We start from the raw sequence: 21,131 nt of genomic DNA, 5'->3' as shown, positions 1-21,131 counted from the left end.
GTCATCTCCAGGAGGAATCACATGAGCACCACCAAGAAGGTCGCGGTGGCGGCCGTCGCCGCCGCGATCGGCGCGACCGCGCTCGCCGGCTGCGGCGGCTCGGACGACGCGTCGTCCGGATCGTCCGGCACCGGGGGATCCGGCTCCAAGACCGTCACGCTCGTCAGCCACGACTCCTTCAACGCGTCCAAGGGCGTACTGAAGGAGTTCACCCGGGAGACCGGTTACACCGTCAAGGTCCTGAAGAGCGGGGACGCGGGCGCCGCCCTCAACCAGGAGATCCTGACGAAGGGATCACCGCGCGGTGACGTGTTCTTCGGCGTCGACAACACCCTGCTCTCGCGCGCGCTCGACAACGGCCTCTTCACGCCGTACGCCGCCAAGGGCCTCGGCCAGGTCGCGTCCGACGTCCAGCTGGACGCGGCGAAGCACCGGGTCACTCCGGTCGACACCGGCGACATCTGCGTCAACTACGACAAGAAGTACTTCGCCGACAAGAAGCTCGCGCCGCCGAAGACCTTCGACGACCTGGCGAAGCCCGCGTACAAGAACCTCCTCGTCACCGAGAACGCCGCGACCTCCTCGCCCGGCCTCGGCTTCCTCCTCGGCAGCGTCGCCACCTACGGCCAGGACGGCTACCAGGACTACTGGAAGAAGCTGAAGAGCAACGGCGTCAAGGTCGTCGACGGCTGGGAGCAGGCGTACAACGAGGAGTTCTCCGGCTCCGCGGGCGGCAGGAAGGCCAAGGCCGACCGGCCGCTCGTGGTCAGTTACGCCTCCAGCCCGCCCGTCGAGGTGCTGTACGCGGACCCGCGGCCCAAGACCGCCCCGACCGGGGTCGCCACCAGGACGTGCTTCCGGCAGATCGAGTTCGCCGGTCTGCTCGACGGCGCGAAGAACGAGGCGGGCGGCAAGGCCCTGCTGGACTTCATGATCGGCAAGAAGTTCCAGGAGGACATGCCGCTCAACATGTTCGTCAGCCCGGTCACCAAGGGCGCGAAGGTGCCGGAACTCTTCACGAAGTTCGGGGCCACCTCGGACAAGCCCGCGACCGTCGCCCCGGACGCGATCGCCAAGAACCGTGAGCAGTGGGTCCAGTCATGGTCCTCGCTCGTAGTGAAGTAGCGAAGCCCCCCGTACGCGGACCGGGCGCGCGCGGGAAGGCCGCGCGCTCCCGGTCGCGGCGCGGGAGCGCGGTGCGGCTCGGTCTGATGGCCGTGCCCGTCGCCTTCTTCGCGGTGTTCTTCGCCTACCCCGTCGTCGCGATCGTCGGACGCGGCCTGAAGGACGGCGGGGTGTGGCAGTTCGGACGGATCGGCGAGGTGCTGGGCAGGTCCGACATCCAGGACGTGCTCTGGTTCACGCTCTGGCAGGCGCTGGCCTCGACCGCGCTGACCCTCCTGATCGCGCTGCCGGGCGCCTATGTGTTCGCCCGGTTCGACTTCCCGGGCAAGCAGCTGCTCCGGGCCGTCGTCACGGTGCCGTTCGTCCTGCCGACCGTCGTCGTGGGCACTGCGTTCCTCGCGCTGCTGGGGCGCGGCGGTTTCCTCGACGACCTGTGGGGCGTCCGGCTCGACACCACGGTGTGGGCGATCCTGCTGGCGCACGTCTTCTTCAACTACGCGGTCGTCGTGCGCACCGTCGGCGGGCTCTGGTCACAGCTGGACCCCCGGCAGGAGGAGGCCGCGCGGGTCCTCGGCGCCGGACGGTTCGCCGCCTGGCGGCGGGTGACGCTTCCGGCGCTCGCCCCCGCCGTGGCGGCGGCCGCCCTGATGGTCTTCCTCTTCACCTTCACCTCCTTCGGCGTCGTTCAGATCCTCGGCGGGCCCGGATTCTCCACGCTGGAGGTGGAGATCTACCGCCAGACCGCGCAGCTGCTCGCCCTGCCGACGGCCGCCGTGCTCACGCTCGTGCAGTTCGCCGCCGTCGGCGCGATCCTCGCCGTGCACGCCTGGACCGTACGGCGCCGGGAGACCGCGCTGAAGCTCGTCGACCCGGCACAGACCGCCCGCAGACCGCGCGGCGCGGGCCAGTGGGCGCTGCTCGGAGGCGTCCTGCTGACCGTGCTGGTGCTGATCCTGCTGCCGCTCGCCATCCTGGTGGAGCGCTCGCTCGACCTGCCCGGCGGCCACGGCCTCGGCTACTACCGGGCGTTGGCCTCTGCGGACGCGAACAGCGGTACGTTCCTGGTCGCGCCGCTCGAAGCGATCGGGAACTCGCTGCGGTACGCCCTGGTCGCGACCGCCATCGCGCTGGTCGTCGGAGGCCTGGCCGCGGCGGCGCTGACGAGGCGGGCCGGGCGGCTGGTCAGGGGCTTCGACGCGCTGCTGATGCTGCCCCTCGGGGTCTCCGCCGTCACCGTCGGCTTCGGATTCCTGATCACCCTGGACAAGCCGCCGCTCGATCTGCGGACCTCCTGGATCCTGGTGCCGCTCGCCCAGGCGCTGGTCGGGGTGCCGTTCGTCGTACGGACCATGCTGCCGGTGCTGCGCGCGGTGGACGGGCGGCTGCGCGAGGCGGCCGCGGTGCTCGGCGCCTCGCCGCTGCGGGCCTGGCGCGAGGTGGATCTGCCGCTGGTGCGCCGGGCGCTGCTGGTGGCTGCGGGCTTCGCGTTCGCCGTGTCGCTCGGGGAGTTCGGCGCGACGGTGTTCATCGCGCGGCCGGACAATCCGACGCTTCCGGTCGCGGTGGCGCGGCTGCTCGGGCGGTCCGGGGATCTCAACTACGGCCAGGCGATGGCCCTCAGCACCATTCTGATGCTCGTGTGCGCGGTGTCGCTGCTGCTGCTCGAACGTATCCGCACCGACCGATCCGGCGAGTTCTAGGGATGCTGACACAATGCTGAGACTCGAATCGGCCACCGTGCGCTTCGGTGACCGGGTGGCGCTGGACGCGGTGGACCTGGAGGTCGCGGACCACGAGATCGTCTGTGTGCTGGGACCGAGCGGCAGCGGGAAGTCGACGCTGCTGCGGGTGGTGGCCGGTCTCCAGCACCTGGACGGCGGCCGGGTACTGCTCGACGGCGCGGACCAGGCCGGGGTTCCGGTCCACCGGCGCGGGCTCGGCCTGATGTTCCAGGACCACCAGCTCTTCCCGCATCGGGACGCCGGCGCCAACGTCGCCTTCGGGCTGCGGATGCACGGTGTGAGCCGGGGCGAGCAGGACCGCAAGGTCGCCGAACTCCTCGATCTGGTGGGGCTGCCCGGCGCCGAGCGGCGGGCCGTCGCCGCGCTCTCGGGCGGCGAGCAGCAGCGCGTCGCCCTGGCTCGCGCGCTCGCGCCCCGGCCCAGGCTGCTGATGCTGGACGAGCCGCTGGGCCAGCTCGACCGCAGTCTGCGCGAACGCCTCGTCGTCGAACTGCGTACGCTCTTCGCCCGCTTGGGCACGACCGTGCTCGCCGTCACCCACGACCAGGGTGAGGCCTTCGCGCTGGCCGACCGCGTCGTCGTGATGCGCGACGGACGCATCGCCCAGGTGGGCACCCCGCTGGAGGTCTGGCAGCATCCCGCGTCGGCCTTCGTCGCCCGATTCCTCGGCTTCGACAACGTGGTGGAGGCGACCGTCACCGGAGAGGCCGCGGACACGGACTGGGGCAAGGTGCCGGTGCCCGCCGGATCACCGCAGGGCGCCTGCGACCTGCTGGTCCGGCCGGCCGGAGTCCTGATCGGCGCCCCGGAGGACGGGCTGCGCTGCACCGTGGCCGCCCGCACCTTCCGGGGCAACCACGTCGCCGTGACCCTGACCCCGGAACACGGCCCGGCCCTCGACGCCGAGTGCGCCCTGCGCGGTACACCGGAGGAGGGCGCGGTCGTCGGCGTCACCTTCGACGCGGCGGAGAGCGTCGTACTGCCCGCCGTCTTCTGACGGCCCCGGGATCACCGGCCGCCGGCCGGTCCTGCCGGCCGTGTCCCGCCCGAGCCGGTCCCGGCCACGACCAGTCCCAGTTCGTACGCCAGGATCACTGCCTGGGCCCGGTCCCGTAGCTCCATCTTCGCGAACAACCGGTTGATATGGGTCTTGACCGTGTGGGCGGTGATGGTGAGCCGGTCTGCGATGTCGGCGTTCGACAGGCCCCGGGCGATCAGGACGAGCACCTCCACCTCCCGGCCGGTCAGGCCGTCGACGGACCGCGCGGGCGGAGCGGCGACCCGCTGGCGGGTGAACTCCGCGATCAGCCGGCCCGTGATGTCCGGGGAGAGCAGCGCCCGGCCGTCGGCCACCACCCTTACCGCGTGCAGCAGTTCGGGGAACGTCGCGTCCTTCAGCAGGAATCCGCTGGCCCCCGCCGTCAGCGCGTCGTACACGTACTCGTCGAGCCCGAACGTCGTCAGCATCAGTGCCCTGGTCGCACCGCCGGACCCGGCGATGATCTCGCGCGCCGCGTCGATGCCGTTCAGCCCCGGCATCCGGATGTCGAGCAGCGCCAGATCGGGGCGGTGCTCGGCGGCCATCCGGACAGCCGCCGTCCCGTCCTCCGCCTCGCCCACCACCTCGATGTCCGGCTGGGTGGCGAGCAGCCCGGCGAACGCGGTCCGCACGACGGCCTGGTCATCCGCGACGATCACCCGGATCACCACGGGAGCTCGGCCTCGACGAGGAAGCCGCCGCCCGGGGCCCGCCCCGCGGTGAGCCTGCCACCGAGCAGCGCCGCCCGCTCGTTCATCCCGACCAGCCCATGGCCGGTGCCCCCGGCCAGCGGTCCGCGCGGCCCCGGCCCGTCGTCCCCGACGCGGACGGCCAGCAGGCCGCTCCCGTAGACGAGTTCCACCACCGCGCGGGCCCCCGGTGCGTGGCACCGCACATTGGTCAGCGCCTCCTGCACGATACGGAAGGCCGACAGCTCCCAGGAGGGCGGCAGCTCCGGCTGTTCACCGCTGATCCGCAGCTCGGCCCTGCCCCCCACGGCCCGATGCTGCTCCACCAGGTCGTCCAGCCCGGCCAGCGTCGGCTGCGGGGCCGTCGCCGTACCCGGCTCCCGGTCGGTGCGCAGCACACCGAGCATCCGCCGCAACTCGCTCATGGACGCACGCGCCGTCCCGGCGATCTGCTGGAAGGCGTCCCTGGCCTGCGGGGACAGCCCGGGGGTGGTGTAGGTCGCCCCCTCCGCCTGCACGGCGATCATGGACACGGAGTGGGCGATCATGTCGTGCAACTCCCGCGCGATGGCGGCCCGCTCCGCCTCCGCCGCCTGCCGTCGCTCCATCACCAGCAGTCTGGACTGGGCGGCGGCCCGCTCCTTGCGGGTCTCCTCCCGTGCGCGCACCGCGTCGCCCATGCTCACGGCCCCCAGGATCACCACCGTCAGCGCCAGCGTCTCGGCGTACAGCCCGAGGCTGAACCGGTCGGTGCCCTGGATCATGGGCAGCCCCGGTGATCCGGCGCGTGCCCAGCGGTCGATGTGCACGAGGTTGACCGTGAGCGAGGCCAGCGCACCCCCGACGACGAGCAGGGCCGGGTGCTGCACACGGTGCCGGCCCAGCGTGTAGCTGCCTATCAGGGTGCCGGCCACGGTCGCGTACGCCATGTTGCCGTCCGTCCCGAAGCTCAGCAGGGCCGCGCCGACGGTCAGGAAGCCGACGGCGGGCCGGGTGCCCCGCCACATCAGGGAGGCCGTACAGACCAGCACCCCGAACGTGGTGATCACCGAACCCGGAACGGCGATCAGTTCCCCCGTCGCGAACAGCGTCAGCGCGCCCCCGGTCAGCCACGGGTACGCGGGCGCCGCCGCCCACCGGCGCGCCCACAGGCGCACCCGCTGGACCCGGGCGCGGGGCGTGATCGTGCTGTTCATACCCAGGATTGTTCGGCACGAGCGGCCGTCGGCGCATCGGAGCAGAGGTGGAATTCCCCGTCGCGTCTCATGCCACGGGTTGAGAACGAACACCGGATTCCGGTGTGACGTGCCGTGGGAGCCGCGTTCCTAGCCTCGGTTCATGGACGTAACAGCAGGTCCCGCGGCGGCGGCGGAGACCGTATCGACTGCGCAACGCGCAGTCCGCGCCGCCCTGTTCGGTACCGGCCCCGTGCGCGCCGCGGCCGGGTGGGCCGGCTGCGCCGCGGCGGCCCTGCTCCTCGCGCTGTGCTCCGGACTCGTCCCGCACCGGATCTGGGGTGTGTCGGCCGCCTTCGGATACGCGGGCGCGGTGTGGCCCGCCGCTCGCGGGAGGCGCCGTACAGCGGCCGCGCTCGCGGCCGTCGGCGCCGTGGTGCTGCCGCTGTTGGTCCTCGTGCTCATGGGCCGGGCGCAGTTGGAGGTGGAAGTCGTCGCGCGCTCGTCGCAGTCGCTGCTGACGACCGGTTCTCCGTACGCCCCCGACCCCGTGGCGGTGGCGGACTTCGACCCTTACCTCCCCGCGATGGCGGTCTTCGGGATTCCGCACGCGCTCTTCGGCGCGGGCCCGCTGACCGACCCCCGGCTGTGGACCGGAGCCGCCTTCCTCGCGGCACTCGCACTCTGCGCCAGGCGCCCGCCGCTGCTCGCGCTGGCCGCCTGTCCTCTCGTCGCCCTGCCGCTGGCGGTGGGCGGCGTCGATCTCCCGGTGGCCGGGCTCATGTGCCTGGGCCTCTCACTTGCCGGGCGGGACAGACCGGTCGCCGCCGGTCTGGTGACGGGGCTGGCCGCAGCCCTCAAGTGGACCGCGTGGCCCGCGCTCCCGGTGGCCTTCGTGCTCCTGGTGTCGATGCGCCGGGGCGGCACCGCCGGGCGCGGATCGCCGCTGCGCTGCGCCCTCGTGGCGGTGCTCACCACCGCCGTACTCGTGCTCCCGGCAGCACTGCGTGATCCGGCGTCCTTCGTCACGCACGTCGTCGGGTACCCGCTCGGCCTGACCGACGCCGTGTCACCGGCGGCCACGCCCTTCCCCGGACACCTGCTCGCCACCTGGCTGCCCGGAGGCCGGACCGTCGCACTCGTACTGCTCCTCTGCTGCGCCCTGGCGCTGGCCGGTTCGCTGATCGTCCGGCCACCCGGCACGGCACCCGCCGCCGCACTGCGGCTGGCTCTCGGGCTGGGCCTCGCCACCGCCTTCATGCCCGCCACCCGATTCGGCTACCTCGTATATCCGCTGGTCCTCGCCGTCTGGGCCGTGTCGCAGCACGGCACGGCGAACCGGCCCGAACCCGAAGGAACGCCCCGATGGCCCGCACTCTCGTCGTCACCAACGACTTCCCGCCCCGGCAGGGCGGCATCGAGACGTTCGTCCATGCGATGACCAGCCGCTTTCCCGCCGATTCCGTGGTCGTCTACACCTCCTCCGAGCCCGGTGCCGCCGCACACGATGCCGCACTGTCCTACCCGGTGGTCCGCGACCGGGCCCGGATGCTGCTTCCCACGCCGCGCGTCGCGAGCCGGGCGGCCGCCCTGGCCCGGCGGTACGGCTGCGACCGCGTCTGGTTCGGCGCGGCCGCGCCGCTGGCCCTGATGGCGGACCGGTTGCGGCGGGAAGCCGGGGTGCGGCGGATCGTGGCCACCACCCACGGCCACGAGGTCTGGTGGGCGCGCACCCCGGGTGCCCGGGCCCTCCTGCGGCGGATCGGGGCGGCCACGGACACCGTCACCCATCTCGGAGAGGCGACCCGGCTGCCGATCGCCGCCGCCCTCGGACCGGTGGCCGCGCGCCGGATGGTGCGCCTGGTGCCCGGGGTGGACGCCGACGCCTTCCGGGCCCGCCCGGGGGAGAGCTCGGTCCGGCGGCGGTACGGGCTGGACGACCGGCCGGTGATCCTCTGCGCCGCGCGGCTCGTTCCACGCAAGGGCCAGGACATGCTGGTACGCGCGCTGCCAGGGATCAGGCGGGCGGTGCCGGGAACGACCCTGCTGCTGGTCGGCGACGGCCCCGGCGCGCGCTCGCTGCGCCGTGCGGCAGCCGCGGCCGGGCTGGCGGACGCGGTCGTCCTGGCGGGCGGGCACCCGCATGCGGAGATGCCGGAGTTCTTCGCGGCGGCCGATGTCTTCGCGATGCCGTGCCGCACCCGGCGCCGGGGCCTGGAGGTGGAGGGCCTCGGCATCGTGTTCCTGGAGGCTGCCGCGGCGGGACTGCCGGTACTGGCCGGGGACTCGGGCGGCGCGGCCGACACGGTGTGCGACGGGGTGACCGGGCACCTGATCGACGGACGGGACGTGGCGGCCATCGCGGCCCGGCTCATCGGCCTCCTCCAGGACCGCGTCACCGCCGCCACGATGGGGGAGAAGGGGCGCGACCGGGTACGGGCGGAGTGGGGCTGGGACGGGACGTACGAGCGGCTGGCGGGGCTGCTGGCCGACCCCTCGTAACGGCCCGACGGCGGTGCGCGGTGAACGTGTCCGCGGAGCGGGCCCGGCTGCTTCGCCCACAGCCGGGCGAACTCTCGTCGGGTCTCCACGGCCTCACGCCACGGACGGGCGGGGCGGGCGACTCGATGCCGTCCGGCCCGCCGTTCAGCCCGTCAGCGGCAGGGCGGCCAGCTCCGCGATCGCCCAGGTCAGCGGCGCGAAGACGAGGAGCAGTGCGGCGGCGCGCAGCGCTGTCGCGGCCCGCAGGGCCGAGGCCGGGGCGCCGAGCCGCAGCAGGGCCTGTGCTGTTTCCGCGCGGGCCTGCCGCGCCTCCAGCGCGGAGGTCAGCAGCGTCGCCGTCGTGCAGCCGATGACGAGTACGGCGCCGAGTGCGGTGAGCGGTCCGAAGGGGCGGGGGCCCGTCCCGTACAGGGCGAAGGCGGCGATGACGGCCGAGAGCACCGCGCAGACGACGCCCAGCGGCCGGCCGATCCGGCGCGCCTCGTCCATCAGGACCCGGCCCGCCAGCAGCCGTACGGCTCCGGGCCGCACCGCCTGGAGCAGCCGTCCGGCGAGATGGGTCAGCCCGGGGCCCGCGGTGGCGAGGCCGATCGCCGTCAGCGTCCACCCCACCAGGACCCAGACCGGGGTGGAGTCCAGCTTTCCGGGGAGCGGGAACGGGCTGCCCGACGAGCCGCGGCTCGCGTACGCCTCGACCGCGAGGCCGGCGGCCGTCAGGGCGACGCCCCACGGCAGCCCGGCAGGGGGCGCGGCCGGAGCGGGCACCTGCTCCTCGGGCAGCAGGTCCCGCACACCGTCCTGTACGCCCGCCGCCCGCACCGGACTGGTGCGCAGCGCCAGCGCGCTCGCGGTCGCCGCCGCCGCGGGCACCAGGGTCAGCAGGACGACGACGGCGGCCAGCGGCAGCGACGCGTCCGCGCCCAGCAGCCCGGCCGCCGCGCCGTCGAACGGCAGCCCGGACAGGTCGCCGCGCAGGTGGAGGAAGAAGAGCAGCGCCACCATGGAGCCGAGGGTGCACGAGACGGCGGTGGAGACCGCGGCGAGCGCACTGAGCCGGACCGGGCCCAGGCCCACGGCGGACAGCCCGGGGCGCGGGCGGGTGCTCGGGTCGGTCCGGGCCACGGCGACCGCGAACTGCACGGTGGCGGCCAGTGGCACCAGGCACCACAGCAGCCGCAGCACGGAACCGGCGGAGTGCGCCGGGTGCCCGGAGGCGTAGCCCAGGGTGCAGAGCAGCAGGAAGCCGACCCCGGCGGAGGCGGCCGCGACCAGCAGCCGCCGTACCAGGACCAGGGGATGGGAACCGCGGGCTAGACGGAGAGCGAGCACGCCGCGCGGCCCTCCGTGTCGGTCCCGGCGGTCAGCTTGCCGGTGGCGACCCGGCGCCCGTCCAGCAGCGGCACCGTGCGGTCCGCGAGGGCGGCGATCTCCGCGTCGTGGGTGGCGAGGACCACCGTGATGCCGTGCGAGCGGGCCGCGCTGGTGAGGGTGCGCAGGACATGGGTGCGGTCGGTGCGGTGCAGGGTCGCGGTGGGCTCGTCGGCGAAGATCACCGCGGGGGCGGTGGCCAGCGCGCGGGCCACCGAGATCCGCTGCCGCTGGCTCTGCTGGAGGGTGTGCGGCCGCTTCCTGGCGCACATGCCGATGTCGAGGCGCTCCAGCCACTCCATGGCGGCCTTCTTGGCCTCCCGGTGCGAGGCGCCGCGCAGCAGCAGCGGCAGGGCGGTGTTCTCCCAGGTGGTCAGCTCGGGGACGAGTTGCGGCTCGGGGGCGATCCAGCCGAACTTGTCGCGGCGCAGCCGTTCGCGCAGCCGGGGTCCCATGGTGTGGACGGGGACGCTGTTGAACCACACCTCGCCCTCGGTGGGCACCAGTTGGCCGGACAGGCAGTGCAGCAGGGTCGTCTTGCCGCTGCCGCGCGGGCCGGTCACGGCGAGGATCTCGCCGTCGCGGATCCCCAGGGACACCCCGCCGAGCGCGGGTGAGCCGTTGTGGGAGTGGTGCAGGGAGCGCGCCCAGATCACGTCGTTGTCCGGCGGGGCCACCATGGCGTACACCTCGGTTCAGATCAGATATCCCGTTCCCCCGTACGGGGGAACGAAGAGAGGGCCGATCGGTCACTCGGCACCGTAAGGATTCGGACCGCGGTGTGCGCACAGCACGCGGCCCGGGTGCGCTTCTTCCCACTCGATTGGGCGCATCCGGGCCGCGTGGACCGTATGAAATGACCGCTGGAGGACCGTCCGTGGAGGGTCAAGCGGTGGTCAAGCCGGGCTCGCTCGATCAGCCGGTCGAGCGATCGGTCAGAGCTTCGTCCAGGCCTCCGTCAGTACGGACCGCAGGATGGACTCGATCTCGTCGAACGTGGACTGGTCGGAGATCAGCGGCGGGGCGAGCTGGACGACCGGGTCGCCACGGTCGTCGGCCCGGCAGTACAGGCCGCTCTCGTACAGCGCCTTGGAGAGGAAGCCGTACAGGACGCGCTCGGTCTCCTCGTCGGTGAACGTCTCCTTGGTGGCCTTGTCCTTGACCAGCTCGATGCCGTAGAAGAAGCCGTTGCCCCGGACGTCACCGACTATCGGCAGGTCGTGGAGCTTCTGGAGCGTGGTGAAGAAGGCGTTCTCGTTGTCGAGGACGTGCTGGTTGAGGCCTTCCTTCTCGAAGATGTCGAGGTTGGCGAGGCCGACCGCCGCGGAGACCGGGTGGCCGCCGAAGGTGTAGCCGTGCAGGAAGGTGTTGCCGCCCTCGTAGAACGGCTCCGCGAGCCGGTCCGAGATGATGCAGGCACCGATCGGGGAGTAGCCCGAGGTCATGCCCTTGGCGCAGGTGATCATGTCCGGCACGTAGCCGAACTTGTCGCAGGCGAACATCGTGCCGAGCCGGCCGAAGGCGCAGATGACCTCGTCGGAGACGAGCAGCACGTCGTACTGGTCGCAGATCTCGCGCACGCGCTGGAAGTAGCCGGGCGGGGGCGGGAAGCAGCCGCCCGCGTTCTGCACGGGCTCCAGGAAGACGGCCGCGACGGTCTCGGGGCCCTCGAAGAGGATCTCCTGCTCGATCTGGTCGGCGGCCCAGCGGCCGAAGGCCTCGGGGTCGTCACCGAAGAGCGGGGCGCGGTAGATGTTGGTGTTCGGCACCTTGTGCGCGCCGGGCACCAGCGGCTCGAAGGGGGCCTTGAGAGCCGGCAGCCCGGTGATGGACAGGGCGCCCTGCGGGGTGCCGTGGTAGGCGACCGCGCGCGAGATGACCTTGTACTTGGTCGGCTTGCCCTTGAGCTTGAAGTACTGCTTCGCGAGCTTCCACGCGGTCTCGACGGCCTCGCCGCCACCGGTGGTGAAGAAGACCTTGTTGAGGTCGCCCGGGGCGTAGTCCGCGAGGCGCTCGGCCAGTTCGACGGCCTTCGGGTGGGCGTAGGACCACACCGGGAAGAAGGCCAGCTCCTGCGCCTGCTTGTAGGCCGCCTCCGCGAGCTCGTGGCGGCCGTGGCCGGCGTTGACCACGAACAGGCCGGACAGCCCGTCGAGGTAGCGCTTGCCCTGGTCGTCGAAGATGTAGGTGCCCTCGCCACGCACGATGGTGGGAACGGGCGCGTTCTCGTAGTCCGACATGCGGGTGAAGTGCATCCACAGGTGGTCGTACGCGGTTCGGCTGAGGTCCTTGCTCACGGCTATCGGGTTCCCCACATATAGGTCTGCTTCTTGAGCTTGAGGTAGACGAAGCTCTCGGTGGAGCGCACTCCGGGAATGGCCCGGATGCGTTTGCTGATCGTCTCCAGCAGGTGGTCGTCGTCCTCGCAGACGATCTCCACCATCAGGTCGAAGGAGCCCGCGGTCATCACCACGTACTCGCACTCGGCCATGGCCGACAGGGCCTCCGCGACGGGGTCGAGGTCGCCCTCGACGTTGATCCCGACCATCGCCTGCCGTCTGAATCCCACAGTGAGCGGATCGGTGACGGCGACGATCTGCATCACGCCCTGGTCGAGCAGCTTCTGGACGCGCTGGCGCACGGCCGCCTCGGAGAGGCCGACGGCCTTGCCGATCGCGGCGTACGGACGCCGTCCGTCCTCCTGGAGCTGTTCGATGATCGCGAGGGACACGGCATCGACCGTTGAGGACGATCCGTTCCCGTTCCTGGAGTCTGCGCTGCGACTGGCCACGGAGCCACTGTGCACCGGGACTCGTCCGTCTCGCAACCCTCGATCGATGAAATTCGTTGTTGAGGGACCTGGATCTCACTGAATCCGAAGTTCACGGCGGTTAGGTATGTCGAAAGCGTTACCCGAGCGACTACGCTGGGCGTCTCACCCATTGGACTTCAGAGCAGGAGGGCCGGCTGTGACCACCGAGGTGCGCCGTCTGCGCAACTACATCAACGGAGAGTTCCGTGACGCCGCCGACGGGCGGACCATCGACGTGGTCAACCCGGTGACGGAGGAGGTCTACGCGACATCGCCGCTCTCCGGCGGCGCCGATGTCGATGCCGCCATGGAGGCCGCCGCCGCGGCGTTCCCCGCCTGGCGCGACGTGACCCCCGCGGAGCGCCAGCGCGCCCTGCTGAAGATCGCGGACGCCTTCGAGGAGCGCGCGGAGGACCTCATCGCGGCCGAGTCCGAGAACACCGGCAAGCCGGTCGGGCTCACCCGTACCGAGGAACTCCCGCCGATGGTCGACCAGATCCGCTTCTTCGCGGGTGCCGCCCGGCTGCTGGAGGGCCGCTCGGCCGGCGAGTACATGGAGGGGCTGACCTCCATCGTCCGCCGCGAGCCGGTCGGCGTCTGCGCGCAGGTCGCGCCGTGGAACTACCCGATGATGATGGCCGTCTGGAAGTTCGCCCCGGCGCTCGCCGCGGGCAACACCGTGGTGATCAAGCCGTCCGACACCACCCCGGCCTCCACCGTGCTGATCGCGGAGATCATCGGGCAGATCCTGCCCAAGGGCGTCTTCAACGTCATCTGCGGCGACCGGGACACCGGCCGCGCGATGGTCGAGCACCGCATCCCGGCGATGGCCTCCATCACCGGCTCTGTCCGGGCCGGCATGCAGGTCGCGGAGTCCGCCGCGAAGGACGTCAAGCGGGTCCACCTGGAGCTCGGCGGCAAGGCGCCGGTCGTCGTGTTCGAGGACACCGACATCGCCAAGGCCGTCGAGGACATCTCGGTGGCCGGCTACTTCAACGCCGGCCAGGACTGCACGGCCGCCACCCGCGTGCTGGTCCACGAGTCGATCCACGACGAGTTCGTCACCGCGCTGGCCAAGGCCGCCGCCGACACGAAGACCGGGCAGCCGGACGACGAGGACGTGCTCTACGGCCCGCTCAACAACGCCAACCAGCTCGCGCAGGTCAGCGGCTTCATCGAGCGCCTCCCCGCCCACGCCAGGGTCGAGGCGGGCGGCCACCGGGTCGGCGAGAAGGGCTACTTCTACGCCCCGACCGTCGTCTCCGGGCTGAAGCAGGACGACGAGATCATCCAGAACGAGGTCTTCGGCCCGGTCATCACCGTCCAGTCGTTCACGGACGAGGCGCAGGCGCTGGAGTGGGCCAACGGTGTCGAGTACGCCCTGGCCTCCTCGGTGTGGACCAAGGACCACGGCCGCGCCATGCGGATGTCCAAGAACCTCGACTTCGGCTGCGTGTGGATCAACACCCACATCCCGCTCGTCGCCGAGATGCCGCACGGCGGGTTCAAGAAGTCCGGCTACGGCAAGGACCTCTCCGCGTACGGCTTCGAGGACTACACCCGGATCAAGCACGTCATGACGTCCCTCGACGGCTGACCGCCGCTCCATCCGGTACGGGCACGGCCCCGGGCGCACTGTGCGAGCGCCCGGGGCCGTGCCGTACCCCGCCCCCGCGCGGGACCCTCGACAGGGTGTGCGCGGCGGACCGCCACCGCTGGACGGTTGGTCCATTGCCCGCCGTACCCCACGGGCGGCATCCTTCGCAGGTGCGAGCGATCCCGAAGAACCCCATGTCCCGCCGGTCCCTGCTCCGCGCCCTCGGGGCGGGCACGGCCGGTGCCGCGCTGGCCGGCTGCGGAGTGCCCGCCGCCTATGTGAAGCCGGGCGACCGGGCCGGGCGCGACTCCTCCGCCAGTGACCACACCCTGCACTTCGCCAACTGGCCGCTCTACATCGACACCGACGACGAGAACCAGTCGAAGCGGCCCACCCTGGACGCCTTCAGCAAGCGCACCGGGATCTCCGTCACGTACACCGAGGAGATCAACGACAACGACGAGTTCTTCGGGAAGATCAGCCCCGCGCTGATGAACCACCAGCAGACCGGGCGCGATCTCATCGTCATCAGCGACTGGATGGCCGCCCGGTTCGTCCGGCTCGGCTGGGTCCAGGAGATGGACCGGGCCAAGCAGCCCAACGTGGCGAAGTACCTCGATCCGCAGCTGCGTTCGCCCGCCTTCGACAAGGGCCGCACCCACAGCGTCCCGTGGCAGTCCGGGATCACCGGCATCGCGTACAACCGCAAGCGGCTGGGCCGCGAGATCAAGCACCTGAGCGATCTGTGGGCGCACGATCTGCGCGGCAAGGTGACGCTGCTCTCCGGGCTCGACGAGTCCTTCGCGCTGCTGATGCAGGGCAACGGGGTCGACATCACCCGGTGGAAGCGCGACGACTTCTACGACATCTGCGACCAGGTGGAGAAGCTGGTGAAGACGAAACACATCCGCCGCTTCACCGGCAACGACTACATCAAGGACCTCTCCACCGGGGACGTGCTCGCCTGCCAGGCCTACTCCGGTGACGTCATCCAGCTCCAGGCGGACAACCCGGAGATCGAGTTCGTCGTGCCGGAGGAGGGTGCCGAGCTCTGGGCGGAATCACTCATGATCCCCAACCTCGCCCACCACAAGCGCAACGCGGAGAAGCTCGTCGACTACTACTACGAGCCCGAGGTCGCCGCGGAACTGGCGACCTGGGTCAACTACGTCTGCCCGGTCCCGGCCGCCCGCGAGGTGCTGGCCTCCTCCAAGGACGAGGAGACCGCCGCACTCGCCGAGGACCCGCTGATCTTCCCCGACGACGCCATGCGCAAGCGCCTCGCGATCGCCCGCGACATCACCTCCGAGGAGCGCACCGAGTTCGCCAAGAAGTGGAACTCCATAGTCGGGTTGTGAGGCAACCGCCCCGATCGCCCGTGGCCAGGGCTTTCGGCGGGCACTGAAGGACCGGAACCGGCACCACGCGGAATGCGCGTGGTGCCGGTTCTTCGTGGTGCGGCCCGGCTCTCTTCACGCAGCGTCCGGGCGACAGTTGGTTGTTTCAACGTGTTGTCGAAAATTTGCAATATCTGAGCGACATCTTGTCTTCATGTGTCCGTGATGCTTGAGTGACAGGCGCTTCCCTCGCCCCCCACCTCCCCCACCGGGAAGCACCAGTCACAGCAGAATTGGAGTGTCATGCGCACGTCATCCCCCACGCGCAGTTCGTATGTCCTCGCCGTCGCGGTCGCCCTCGTGGGTACGGTCATCGGCGTCACCGGCCAGGCCTCCGCCCAGCGGGCCCCGGAGCCGAGAGCGGCGGCAGCGGCCGGCGCCACCCTCCCGTTCAGCTCCACGGAGGCGGAGTCCGCCTCCACCACCGGCCAGAAGATCGGCCCCGACTACACCCAGGGCACCCTCGCCTCCGAGGCCTCCGGCCGGCAGGCGGTACGGCTGAGCAGCGGGCAGAGCGTCGAGTTCACCCTCGACCGGGCCGCCAACGCGGTGAACGTCGCCTACAACGTGCCGGACGGGCAGAGCGGTTCACTCGCCGTCTACGTCAACGGCACCAAGCTCGACGCGTCGCTGGCCGTCACGTCCAAGTACAGCTACGTCGACACCCCCTGGATCGCCGGCGCCAAGACCCATCACCTTTTCGACAACGCCCGTCTCCTGCTCGGCCGGGACCTGGCGGCCGGTGACAAGGTGAAGCTGGAGGCCGCGTCCACCGAGGTCACCGTCGACGTGGCCGACTTCGAGCAGGTGGACGAGCCCGCCACCGCACCCTCCGGCGCGGTCTCCGTCGTCGACAAGGGCGCCGACGCCACCGGACAGCAGGACTCCACCCAGGCCTTCCGGGACGCGATCACCGAGGCCAGGGCCGCTGGCGGCACCGTGTGGATCCCGGCCGGCGACTTCAGGCTGGACTCCGAGCTGAGCGGCGTCGAGAACGTGACGATCCAGGGCGCGGGCAGCTGGCACTCGGTCGTGCACGCCTCCCGGTTCATCAACCAGAGCAGCTCCGCGGGCAAGGTCACCATCAAGGACTTCGCGGTCGTCGGAGAAGTCACCGAGCGGGTCGACAGCAACCCGGACAACTTCGTCAACGGCTCCCTCGGCCCGGACTCCCGGGTCAGCGGCATGTGGCTGCAGCACCTCAAGGTCGGGCTCTGGCTCACCGGCAACAACGACAACCTGGTCGTCGAGAACAACCGCATCCTCGACACCACCGCGGACGGACTGAACCTCAACGGCAGCGCCCACGGCGTGCAGGTGCGCGACAACTTCCTGCGCAACCAGGGCGACGACTCGCTCGCCATGTGGTCGCTGAACGCCGCCGACACCGACTCCACCTTCGCGAACAACACCATCTCCCAGCCCAACCTGGCGAACGGCATCGCGATCTACGGCGGCAGCGACATCACCGTCAAGGACAACCTGATCAGCGACACCAACGCGCTGGGCAGCGGCATCGCCGTCTCCAACCAGAAGTTCGCCGACCCGTTCTTCCCGCTCGGCGGCACCATCACCGTCTCCGGGAACACCCTCGTACGGACCGGAGCCGTCAACCCCAACTGGGGCCACCCGATGGGCGCGCTGCGCGTGGACGCGTACGACAGCGCCATCGAGGCGAACGTGAACATCACCGACACCACCATCACGGACAGCCCCTACAGCGCCTACGAGTTCGTCTCCGGCGGCGGCACCGGCAAGGACGTCAAGAACGTGACGGTCGACGGGTCGGCCGTCGACGGCGTCGGCACGGTCGTCGTGCAGGCCGAGACGCCCGGCGCCGTGACGATGTCGAACGTCACCGCCACCGGGACCGGCGCGGCAGGCGTATACAACTGCCCCTACCCCGAGGGCTCCGGCACCTTCACGCTCACCGACGGCGGCGGCAACACCGGCTGGGACACCACCTGGGACGACTGCTCCGCCTGGCCCGAGCCGGACACCGGCAACTAGCGGCACCCCCCCCACGAACGCACCATCCCCCCACGCACCTCCCCCCACCGAGAGGAACGCACGCTGTGACAAGGAGAGACTGGAGCCGGCCGGGCATCGCCGTCGCGCTCGGCGCCGCCCTGACCGCCGCATGGCTCGTACCGGCCGCGCACGCGGCGCCGGTGGCCCCCGAGCCGTCCGCCGCCGCGGCCGCCCGGGGCGCGGCCACCCCGTTCGCCGAGTACGAGGCGGAGGACGGCAGCTACGACGGCACCCTGCTGGAGACGGACGCCACCCGCACCTTCGGCCACACCAACTTCGCCACCGAGTCCTCGGGCCGCAAGTCGGTACGCCTCGACTCCACCGGCCAGTACGTGGAGTTCACCTCGAAGAGCAGCACCAATTCCATCGTCGTCCGCAACTCCATCCCCGACGCGCCGGGCGGCGGCGGCCAGGACAAGACGCTGAGCCTCTACGCCGACGGCACGTTCGTACAGAAGCTGGACCTGTCGTCCAAGCACAGCTGGCTGTACGGCAGCACCGACGACCCGGAAGGCCTGACGAACAACCCCGGCGGCGACGCGCGGCGGCTGTTCGACGAATCGCACGCGCTGCTCGACAAGACCTACCCCGAGGGCACCACCTTCCGCCTCCAGCGGGACGCCGGTGACGACGCCGCGTACTACGTCGTCGACCTGGTCGACCTTGAGCAGGTGGCGCCGCCCGCGAGCAAGCCCGCCGAGTGCACCTCGATCACCGAGTACGGTGCGGTGCCCGACGACGGCAAGGACGACACCGACGCGATCCAGGCGGCCGTCACCGCCGACCAGAACGGCGAGATCGACTGCGTGTGGATCCCGGCCGGGCAGTGGCGCCAGGAGCAGAAGATCCTCACCGACGACCCGCAGAACCGCGGGGAGTACAACCAGGTCGGCATCAGCGACGTCACGATCCGGGGCGCCGGGATGTGGCACTCCCAGCTGTACACGCTGACCGCGCCGCAGGACGCGGGCGGCATCAACCACCCGCACGAGGGGAACTTCGGGTTCGACATCGACGACAACACCAAGATCTCGGACATCGCGATCTTCGGCTCCGGCACCATCCGGGGCGGTGACGGCAACGCCGAGGGCGGCGTCGGCCTCAACGGCCGGTTCGGCAAGAACACCAAGATCAGCAACGTCTGGATCGAGCACGCCAACGTCGCCACCTGGGTCGGCCGCGACTACAGCAACATCCCGGAGCTGTGGGGCCCCGGCGACGGACTCCAGTTCACCGGGATGCGCATCCGCAACACCTACGCGGACGGCATCAACTTCACCAACGGCACCCGCAACTCCTCCGTCACCGACTCGTCCTTCCGCAACACCGGGGACGACTCGCTGGCGGTATGGGCGAGCAAGTACGTCAAGGACCCCTCGGTCGACGTCGGCCACGACAACGTCTTCAGCAACAACACGATCCAGCTGCCCTGGCGTGCCAACGGCATCGCGGTCTACGGCGGCTACGGCAACAAGATCGAGAACAACCTGGTGTACGACACCATGAACTACCCCGGCATCATGCTGGCCACCGACCACGACCCGGTGCCCTTCTCCGGGGAGACCCTGATCGCCAACAACGGGCTCTACCGGACCGGCGGCGCGTTCTGGAACGAGGACCAGGAGTTCGGCGCGATCACCCTGTTCCCCCAGGGCTCCGCCATCCCGGGCGTCACCATCCGTGACACCGACATCGAGGACTCGACGTACGACGGCATCCAGTTCAAGACCGGCGGCGGCGAGATGCCGGACGTCAAGATCAGCAACGTGAACATCTCCGGGTCCCCCAACGGCTCCGGCATCCTCGCCATGGGCGGCGCGCGGGGCAGCGCCACGCTCACCGATGTGACGATCAGCGGTTCGCGCGACGGGGACGTGACTGTCGAACCCGGATCGCAGTTCGTGATCAACGGGGCCCCGGCAGGGGCCTCGGCCGAGGAACGGGGGAGCGGCCGGGTCCGTTAGCGGCTCGCGGCACGGTCTCCCCGCCCCGCCGCTGCCACCGGGCCGCCCGGATCCGTACCGCCGGATCCGGGCGGCCCCTCGGCGCGCCGGGTCAGCGCTTCCGTGCCACCGCGCCGAACTGGGCGACCTCGGCCGCCCGGGTGCCGGGCGCGGGGCGCCAGCGCGCGCAGGAGACGATGCCGGGTTCGACGAGATCGAGACCGGTCAGGAACGCGGCGAACTCGAAGCGGCTGCGGGCGGTGATCGGAGGCGTGGCGTTCTCGTTCCAGAACCGCATCGCCGCCTCGTTGCCCTCGCCGCCCAGCTCCAGCGTGGGATGGGTGAGGACCAGGTAACTGCCGGGCGGCACCGCGTCCATCAGCCGCCGCACGATGCGCAGCGCCTCGTCCGTGTCGAGGACGAAGTTGAGGATGCCCAGGAGCATGACCGCGACCGGCCGCTCCAGGTCGAGCGTCCGCCCGGCCGCCCGCAGGATCTGCTCCGGATCGCGGGCGTCCGCGTCGAGGTACTCGCTCGCGCCCTCCGGTGAACTGGTGAGCAGCGAGCGGGCGTGCGCCAGGACGATCGGGTCGTTGTCGACGTACACGACGCGGGCGTCCGGCGCGGTGTGCTGGGCGACCTCGTGGGTGTTGTCCGCGGTCGGCAGCCCCGTTCCGATGTCCAGGAACTGCCCGATGCCCGCGTCACCGGCCAGATACCGCACCGCCCGCCCCAGGAACGCCCGGTCGGCCCGCGCCACCTCTCCGATGCTGGGGTACATGCCGGTGACGCGGTCGCCGACGGCCCGGTCCACCGGGAAGTGGTCCTTGCCGCCGAGCCAGTAGTTCCAGACCCGGGCGTTGTGTGCGACGTCCGAACGGACCTGGGCGGGAAGGGAGTTGCGGTGGGGGACGGGCACGTCTGCTCCTCTGGCGCCGGGCCTGGCATCGGGACGATGAGGTGCGTCCATGATGCCGGACCGATCAAGAGGAGGCGTGGTCCGGGGAGTTGGCGATCACCTTGCGCAGTACATCGACCCGGTTGGTGGTGATGGAGTCCACACCGTCCCGCAGCAGCCTGCGCATGGTGCGCCCGGTGTCCGCCGTCCAGGCCGAGACCAGCAGCCCGTCCCGGTGGTTGCGGTCGGCCAGCTCCCGGCTCACCAGGCCGAACCGGTAGTTCAGCCAGCGCGGCCGTACCGCCTCCAGCAGCGCCGCCCGGGGCGGCGCGAGGGTCGTCCAGGTCATCGCGATCTCGGCGGACGGATCGGCGGCCCGGACCCGCAGCATCGCTTCGGGACCCGCGCAGTAGTAGGCCCGCTCACCGGCCCCGCACTCCCGAACCGTCCCGACGATCTTCCGTACCGAGGCCTCGGTGGAGCCGGGCAGATCGACCATGACGCGGTGCGCGCCGACGGCGAGCAGCGCCTCGCGCAGGGTCGGCACGCCGCCCGCCGTCAGCTCGGCCAGCTCCTGCCGGGTGAGCCGGTCCAGCCGCACGTCATGACCCCACAGCCGCTCCAGCGTGGCGTCGTGCAGCAGGACCGGCACCCCGTCGCGGGTGACCCGGACGTCGATCTCGACCGCGTCCGCCCCCCGTTCGAGGGCGGAGCGGATCGAGCGGAGGGTGTTCTCGCGGACGCGGTACGGATCGCCGCGGTGCGCGACGGCGGTGACTGGGGTGGCCATGGGGCCATTGTCACCGCCCGGGG

At 71.3% G+C, this 21,131-nt stretch carries 17 protein-coding genes; 9 read left to right on the top strand and 8 right to left on the bottom strand.

Going from position 1 to position 21,131, the window contains the following annotated elements; translation table 11 throughout:
• Positions 1 to 21: 21 nt before the first annotated feature.
• The 3 genes from ACFVQ0_RS32705 (at position 22) to ACFVQ0_RS32695 (ending at position 3,864) form a co-directional block, all read left to right on the top strand.
• Positions 22 to 1,125, top strand: a complete 1,104-nt coding sequence (locus ACFVQ0_RS32705) for a thiamine ABC transporter substrate binding subunit (protein WP_390092826.1) — start codon at positions 22 to 24, stop codon at positions 1,123 to 1,125.
• 86 nt (positions 1,126 to 1,211) lie between these two features.
• Positions 1,212 to 2,825 (top strand): ABC transporter permease, encoded by a 1,614-nt coding sequence (locus ACFVQ0_RS32700; RefSeq protein WP_390092879.1) that lies wholly within the window; start codon positions 1,212 to 1,214, stop codon positions 2,823 to 2,825.
• 13 nt (positions 2,826 to 2,838) lie between these two features.
• Positions 2,839 to 3,864: an ABC transporter ATP-binding protein gene (locus tag ACFVQ0_RS32695; RefSeq protein ID WP_390092825.1), complete on the top strand. Its 1,026-nt coding sequence runs from the start codon at positions 2,839 to 2,841 to the stop codon at positions 3,862 to 3,864.
• An 11-nt stretch (positions 3,865 to 3,875) separates the two neighbouring features.
• Here the strand turns inward: ACFVQ0_RS32695 and ACFVQ0_RS32690 are convergent, their stop codons facing one another.
• Together ACFVQ0_RS32690 and ACFVQ0_RS32685 are read right to left on the bottom strand one after the other, a co-directional pair.
• Entirely contained in the window at positions 3,876 to 4,577 is a 702-nt protein-coding gene (locus ACFVQ0_RS32690) for a response regulator (protein ID WP_390092824.1), read from the bottom strand.
• Positions 4,571 to 5,791, bottom strand: coding sequence for a sensor histidine kinase (locus ACFVQ0_RS32685; RefSeq protein WP_390092823.1), 1,221 nt, complete (start codon positions 5,789 to 5,791; stop codon positions 4,571 to 4,573). The genes ACFVQ0_RS32690 and ACFVQ0_RS32685 overlap by 7 nt, the downstream gene beginning before the upstream one ends.
• 142 nt (positions 5,792 to 5,933) lie before the next feature.
• Here ACFVQ0_RS32685 and ACFVQ0_RS32680 point away from each other — a divergent pair, with 142 nt between their 5' ends.
• Together ACFVQ0_RS32680 and ACFVQ0_RS32675 are read left to right on the top strand one after the other, a co-directional pair.
• Complete coding sequence (locus ACFVQ0_RS32680) at positions 5,934 to 7,211, top strand: glycosyltransferase 87 family protein (RefSeq protein WP_390092822.1); 1,278 nt, start codon at positions 5,934 to 5,936, stop codon at positions 7,209 to 7,211.
• On the top strand, positions 7,136 to 8,272 hold the full coding sequence (locus tag ACFVQ0_RS32675) for a glycosyltransferase family 4 protein (RefSeq protein WP_390092821.1): 1,137 nt from the start codon (positions 7,136 to 7,138) through the stop codon (positions 8,270 to 8,272). Before ACFVQ0_RS32680 ends, ACFVQ0_RS32675 begins: the two co-directional genes overlap by 76 nt.
• 144 nt (positions 8,273 to 8,416) lie before the next feature.
• Here the strand turns inward: ACFVQ0_RS32675 and ACFVQ0_RS32670 are convergent, their stop codons facing one another.
• The 4 genes from ACFVQ0_RS32670 to ACFVQ0_RS32655 all read right to left on the bottom strand — a co-directional run bounded on the left by ACFVQ0_RS32670 (position 8,417) and on the right by ACFVQ0_RS32655 (position 12,431).
• Positions 8,417 to 9,601 (bottom strand): hypothetical protein, encoded by a 1,185-nt coding sequence (locus ACFVQ0_RS32670; RefSeq protein ID WP_390092820.1) that lies wholly within the window; start codon positions 9,599 to 9,601, stop codon positions 8,417 to 8,419.
• Positions 9,583 to 10,320, bottom strand: coding sequence for an ABC transporter ATP-binding protein (locus ACFVQ0_RS32665; protein WP_390092819.1), 738 nt, complete (start codon positions 10,318 to 10,320; stop codon positions 9,583 to 9,585). The genes ACFVQ0_RS32670 and ACFVQ0_RS32665 overlap by 19 nt, the downstream gene beginning before the upstream one ends.
• A 255-nt stretch (positions 10,321 to 10,575) precedes the next feature.
• A complete protein-coding gene (locus tag ACFVQ0_RS32660) occupies positions 10,576 to 11,955 on the bottom strand; it encodes an aspartate aminotransferase family protein (protein ID WP_390092818.1) in 1,380 nt (459 codons plus the stop codon).
• Complete coding sequence (locus ACFVQ0_RS32655; RefSeq protein WP_390092817.1) at positions 11,940 to 12,431, bottom strand: Lrp/AsnC family transcriptional regulator; 492 nt, start codon at positions 12,429 to 12,431, stop codon at positions 11,940 to 11,942. The genes ACFVQ0_RS32660 and ACFVQ0_RS32655 overlap by 16 nt, the downstream gene beginning before the upstream one ends.
• Before the next feature lie 178 nt (positions 12,432 to 12,609).
• On the opposite strand from ACFVQ0_RS32655, the gene ACFVQ0_RS32650 reads away from it, so the two are divergent.
• From ACFVQ0_RS32650 to ACFVQ0_RS32635, 4 genes are all read left to right on the top strand, one after another.
• Positions 12,610 to 14,049, top strand: coding sequence for a gamma-aminobutyraldehyde dehydrogenase (locus ACFVQ0_RS32650; RefSeq protein ID WP_390092816.1), 1,440 nt, complete (start codon positions 12,610 to 12,612; stop codon positions 14,047 to 14,049).
• A 194-nt stretch (positions 14,050 to 14,243) separates the two neighbouring features.
• Positions 14,244 to 15,407, top strand: coding sequence for a spermidine/putrescine ABC transporter substrate-binding protein (locus ACFVQ0_RS32645; protein ID WP_390092878.1), 1,164 nt, complete (start codon positions 14,244 to 14,246; stop codon positions 15,405 to 15,407).
• Between the two features lie 282 nt (positions 15,408 to 15,689).
• Positions 15,690 to 17,456, top strand: coding sequence for a glycosyl hydrolase family 28-related protein (locus ACFVQ0_RS32640; RefSeq protein ID WP_390092815.1), 1,767 nt, complete (start codon positions 15,690 to 15,692; stop codon positions 17,454 to 17,456).
• A gap of 65 nt (positions 17,457 to 17,521) precedes the next feature.
• Positions 17,522 to 19,441, top strand: a complete 1,920-nt coding sequence (locus ACFVQ0_RS32635) for a right-handed parallel beta-helix repeat-containing protein (RefSeq protein ID WP_390092814.1) — start codon at positions 17,522 to 17,524, stop codon at positions 19,439 to 19,441.
• Positions 19,442 to 19,532: 91 nt separating this feature from the next.
• Here the strand turns inward: ACFVQ0_RS32635 and ACFVQ0_RS32630 are convergent, their stop codons facing one another.
• Positions 19,533 to 20,339 (bottom strand): SAM-dependent methyltransferase, encoded by an 807-nt coding sequence (locus ACFVQ0_RS32630; protein WP_390092813.1) that lies wholly within the window; start codon positions 20,337 to 20,339, stop codon positions 19,533 to 19,535.
• Positions 20,340 to 20,403: 64 nt separating this feature from the next.
• The gene (locus ACFVQ0_RS32625) at positions 20,404 to 21,108 is read right to left on the bottom strand and encodes a glycerophosphodiester phosphodiesterase (protein WP_390092812.1); all 705 of its coding nucleotides are present in this window, start codon (positions 21,106 to 21,108) and stop codon (positions 20,404 to 20,406) included.
• Positions 21,109 to 21,131: the final 23 nt, after the last annotated feature.

This window comes from Streptomyces sp. NPDC057900 (genome assembly GCF_042887885.1).
Taxonomy (GTDB): Bacteria; Actinomycetota; Actinomycetes; order Streptomycetales; family Streptomycetaceae; genus Streptomyces.
Note: the sequence above shows the minus strand (reverse complement) of the source record. Positions and strands in the feature narration are given on the sequence as shown.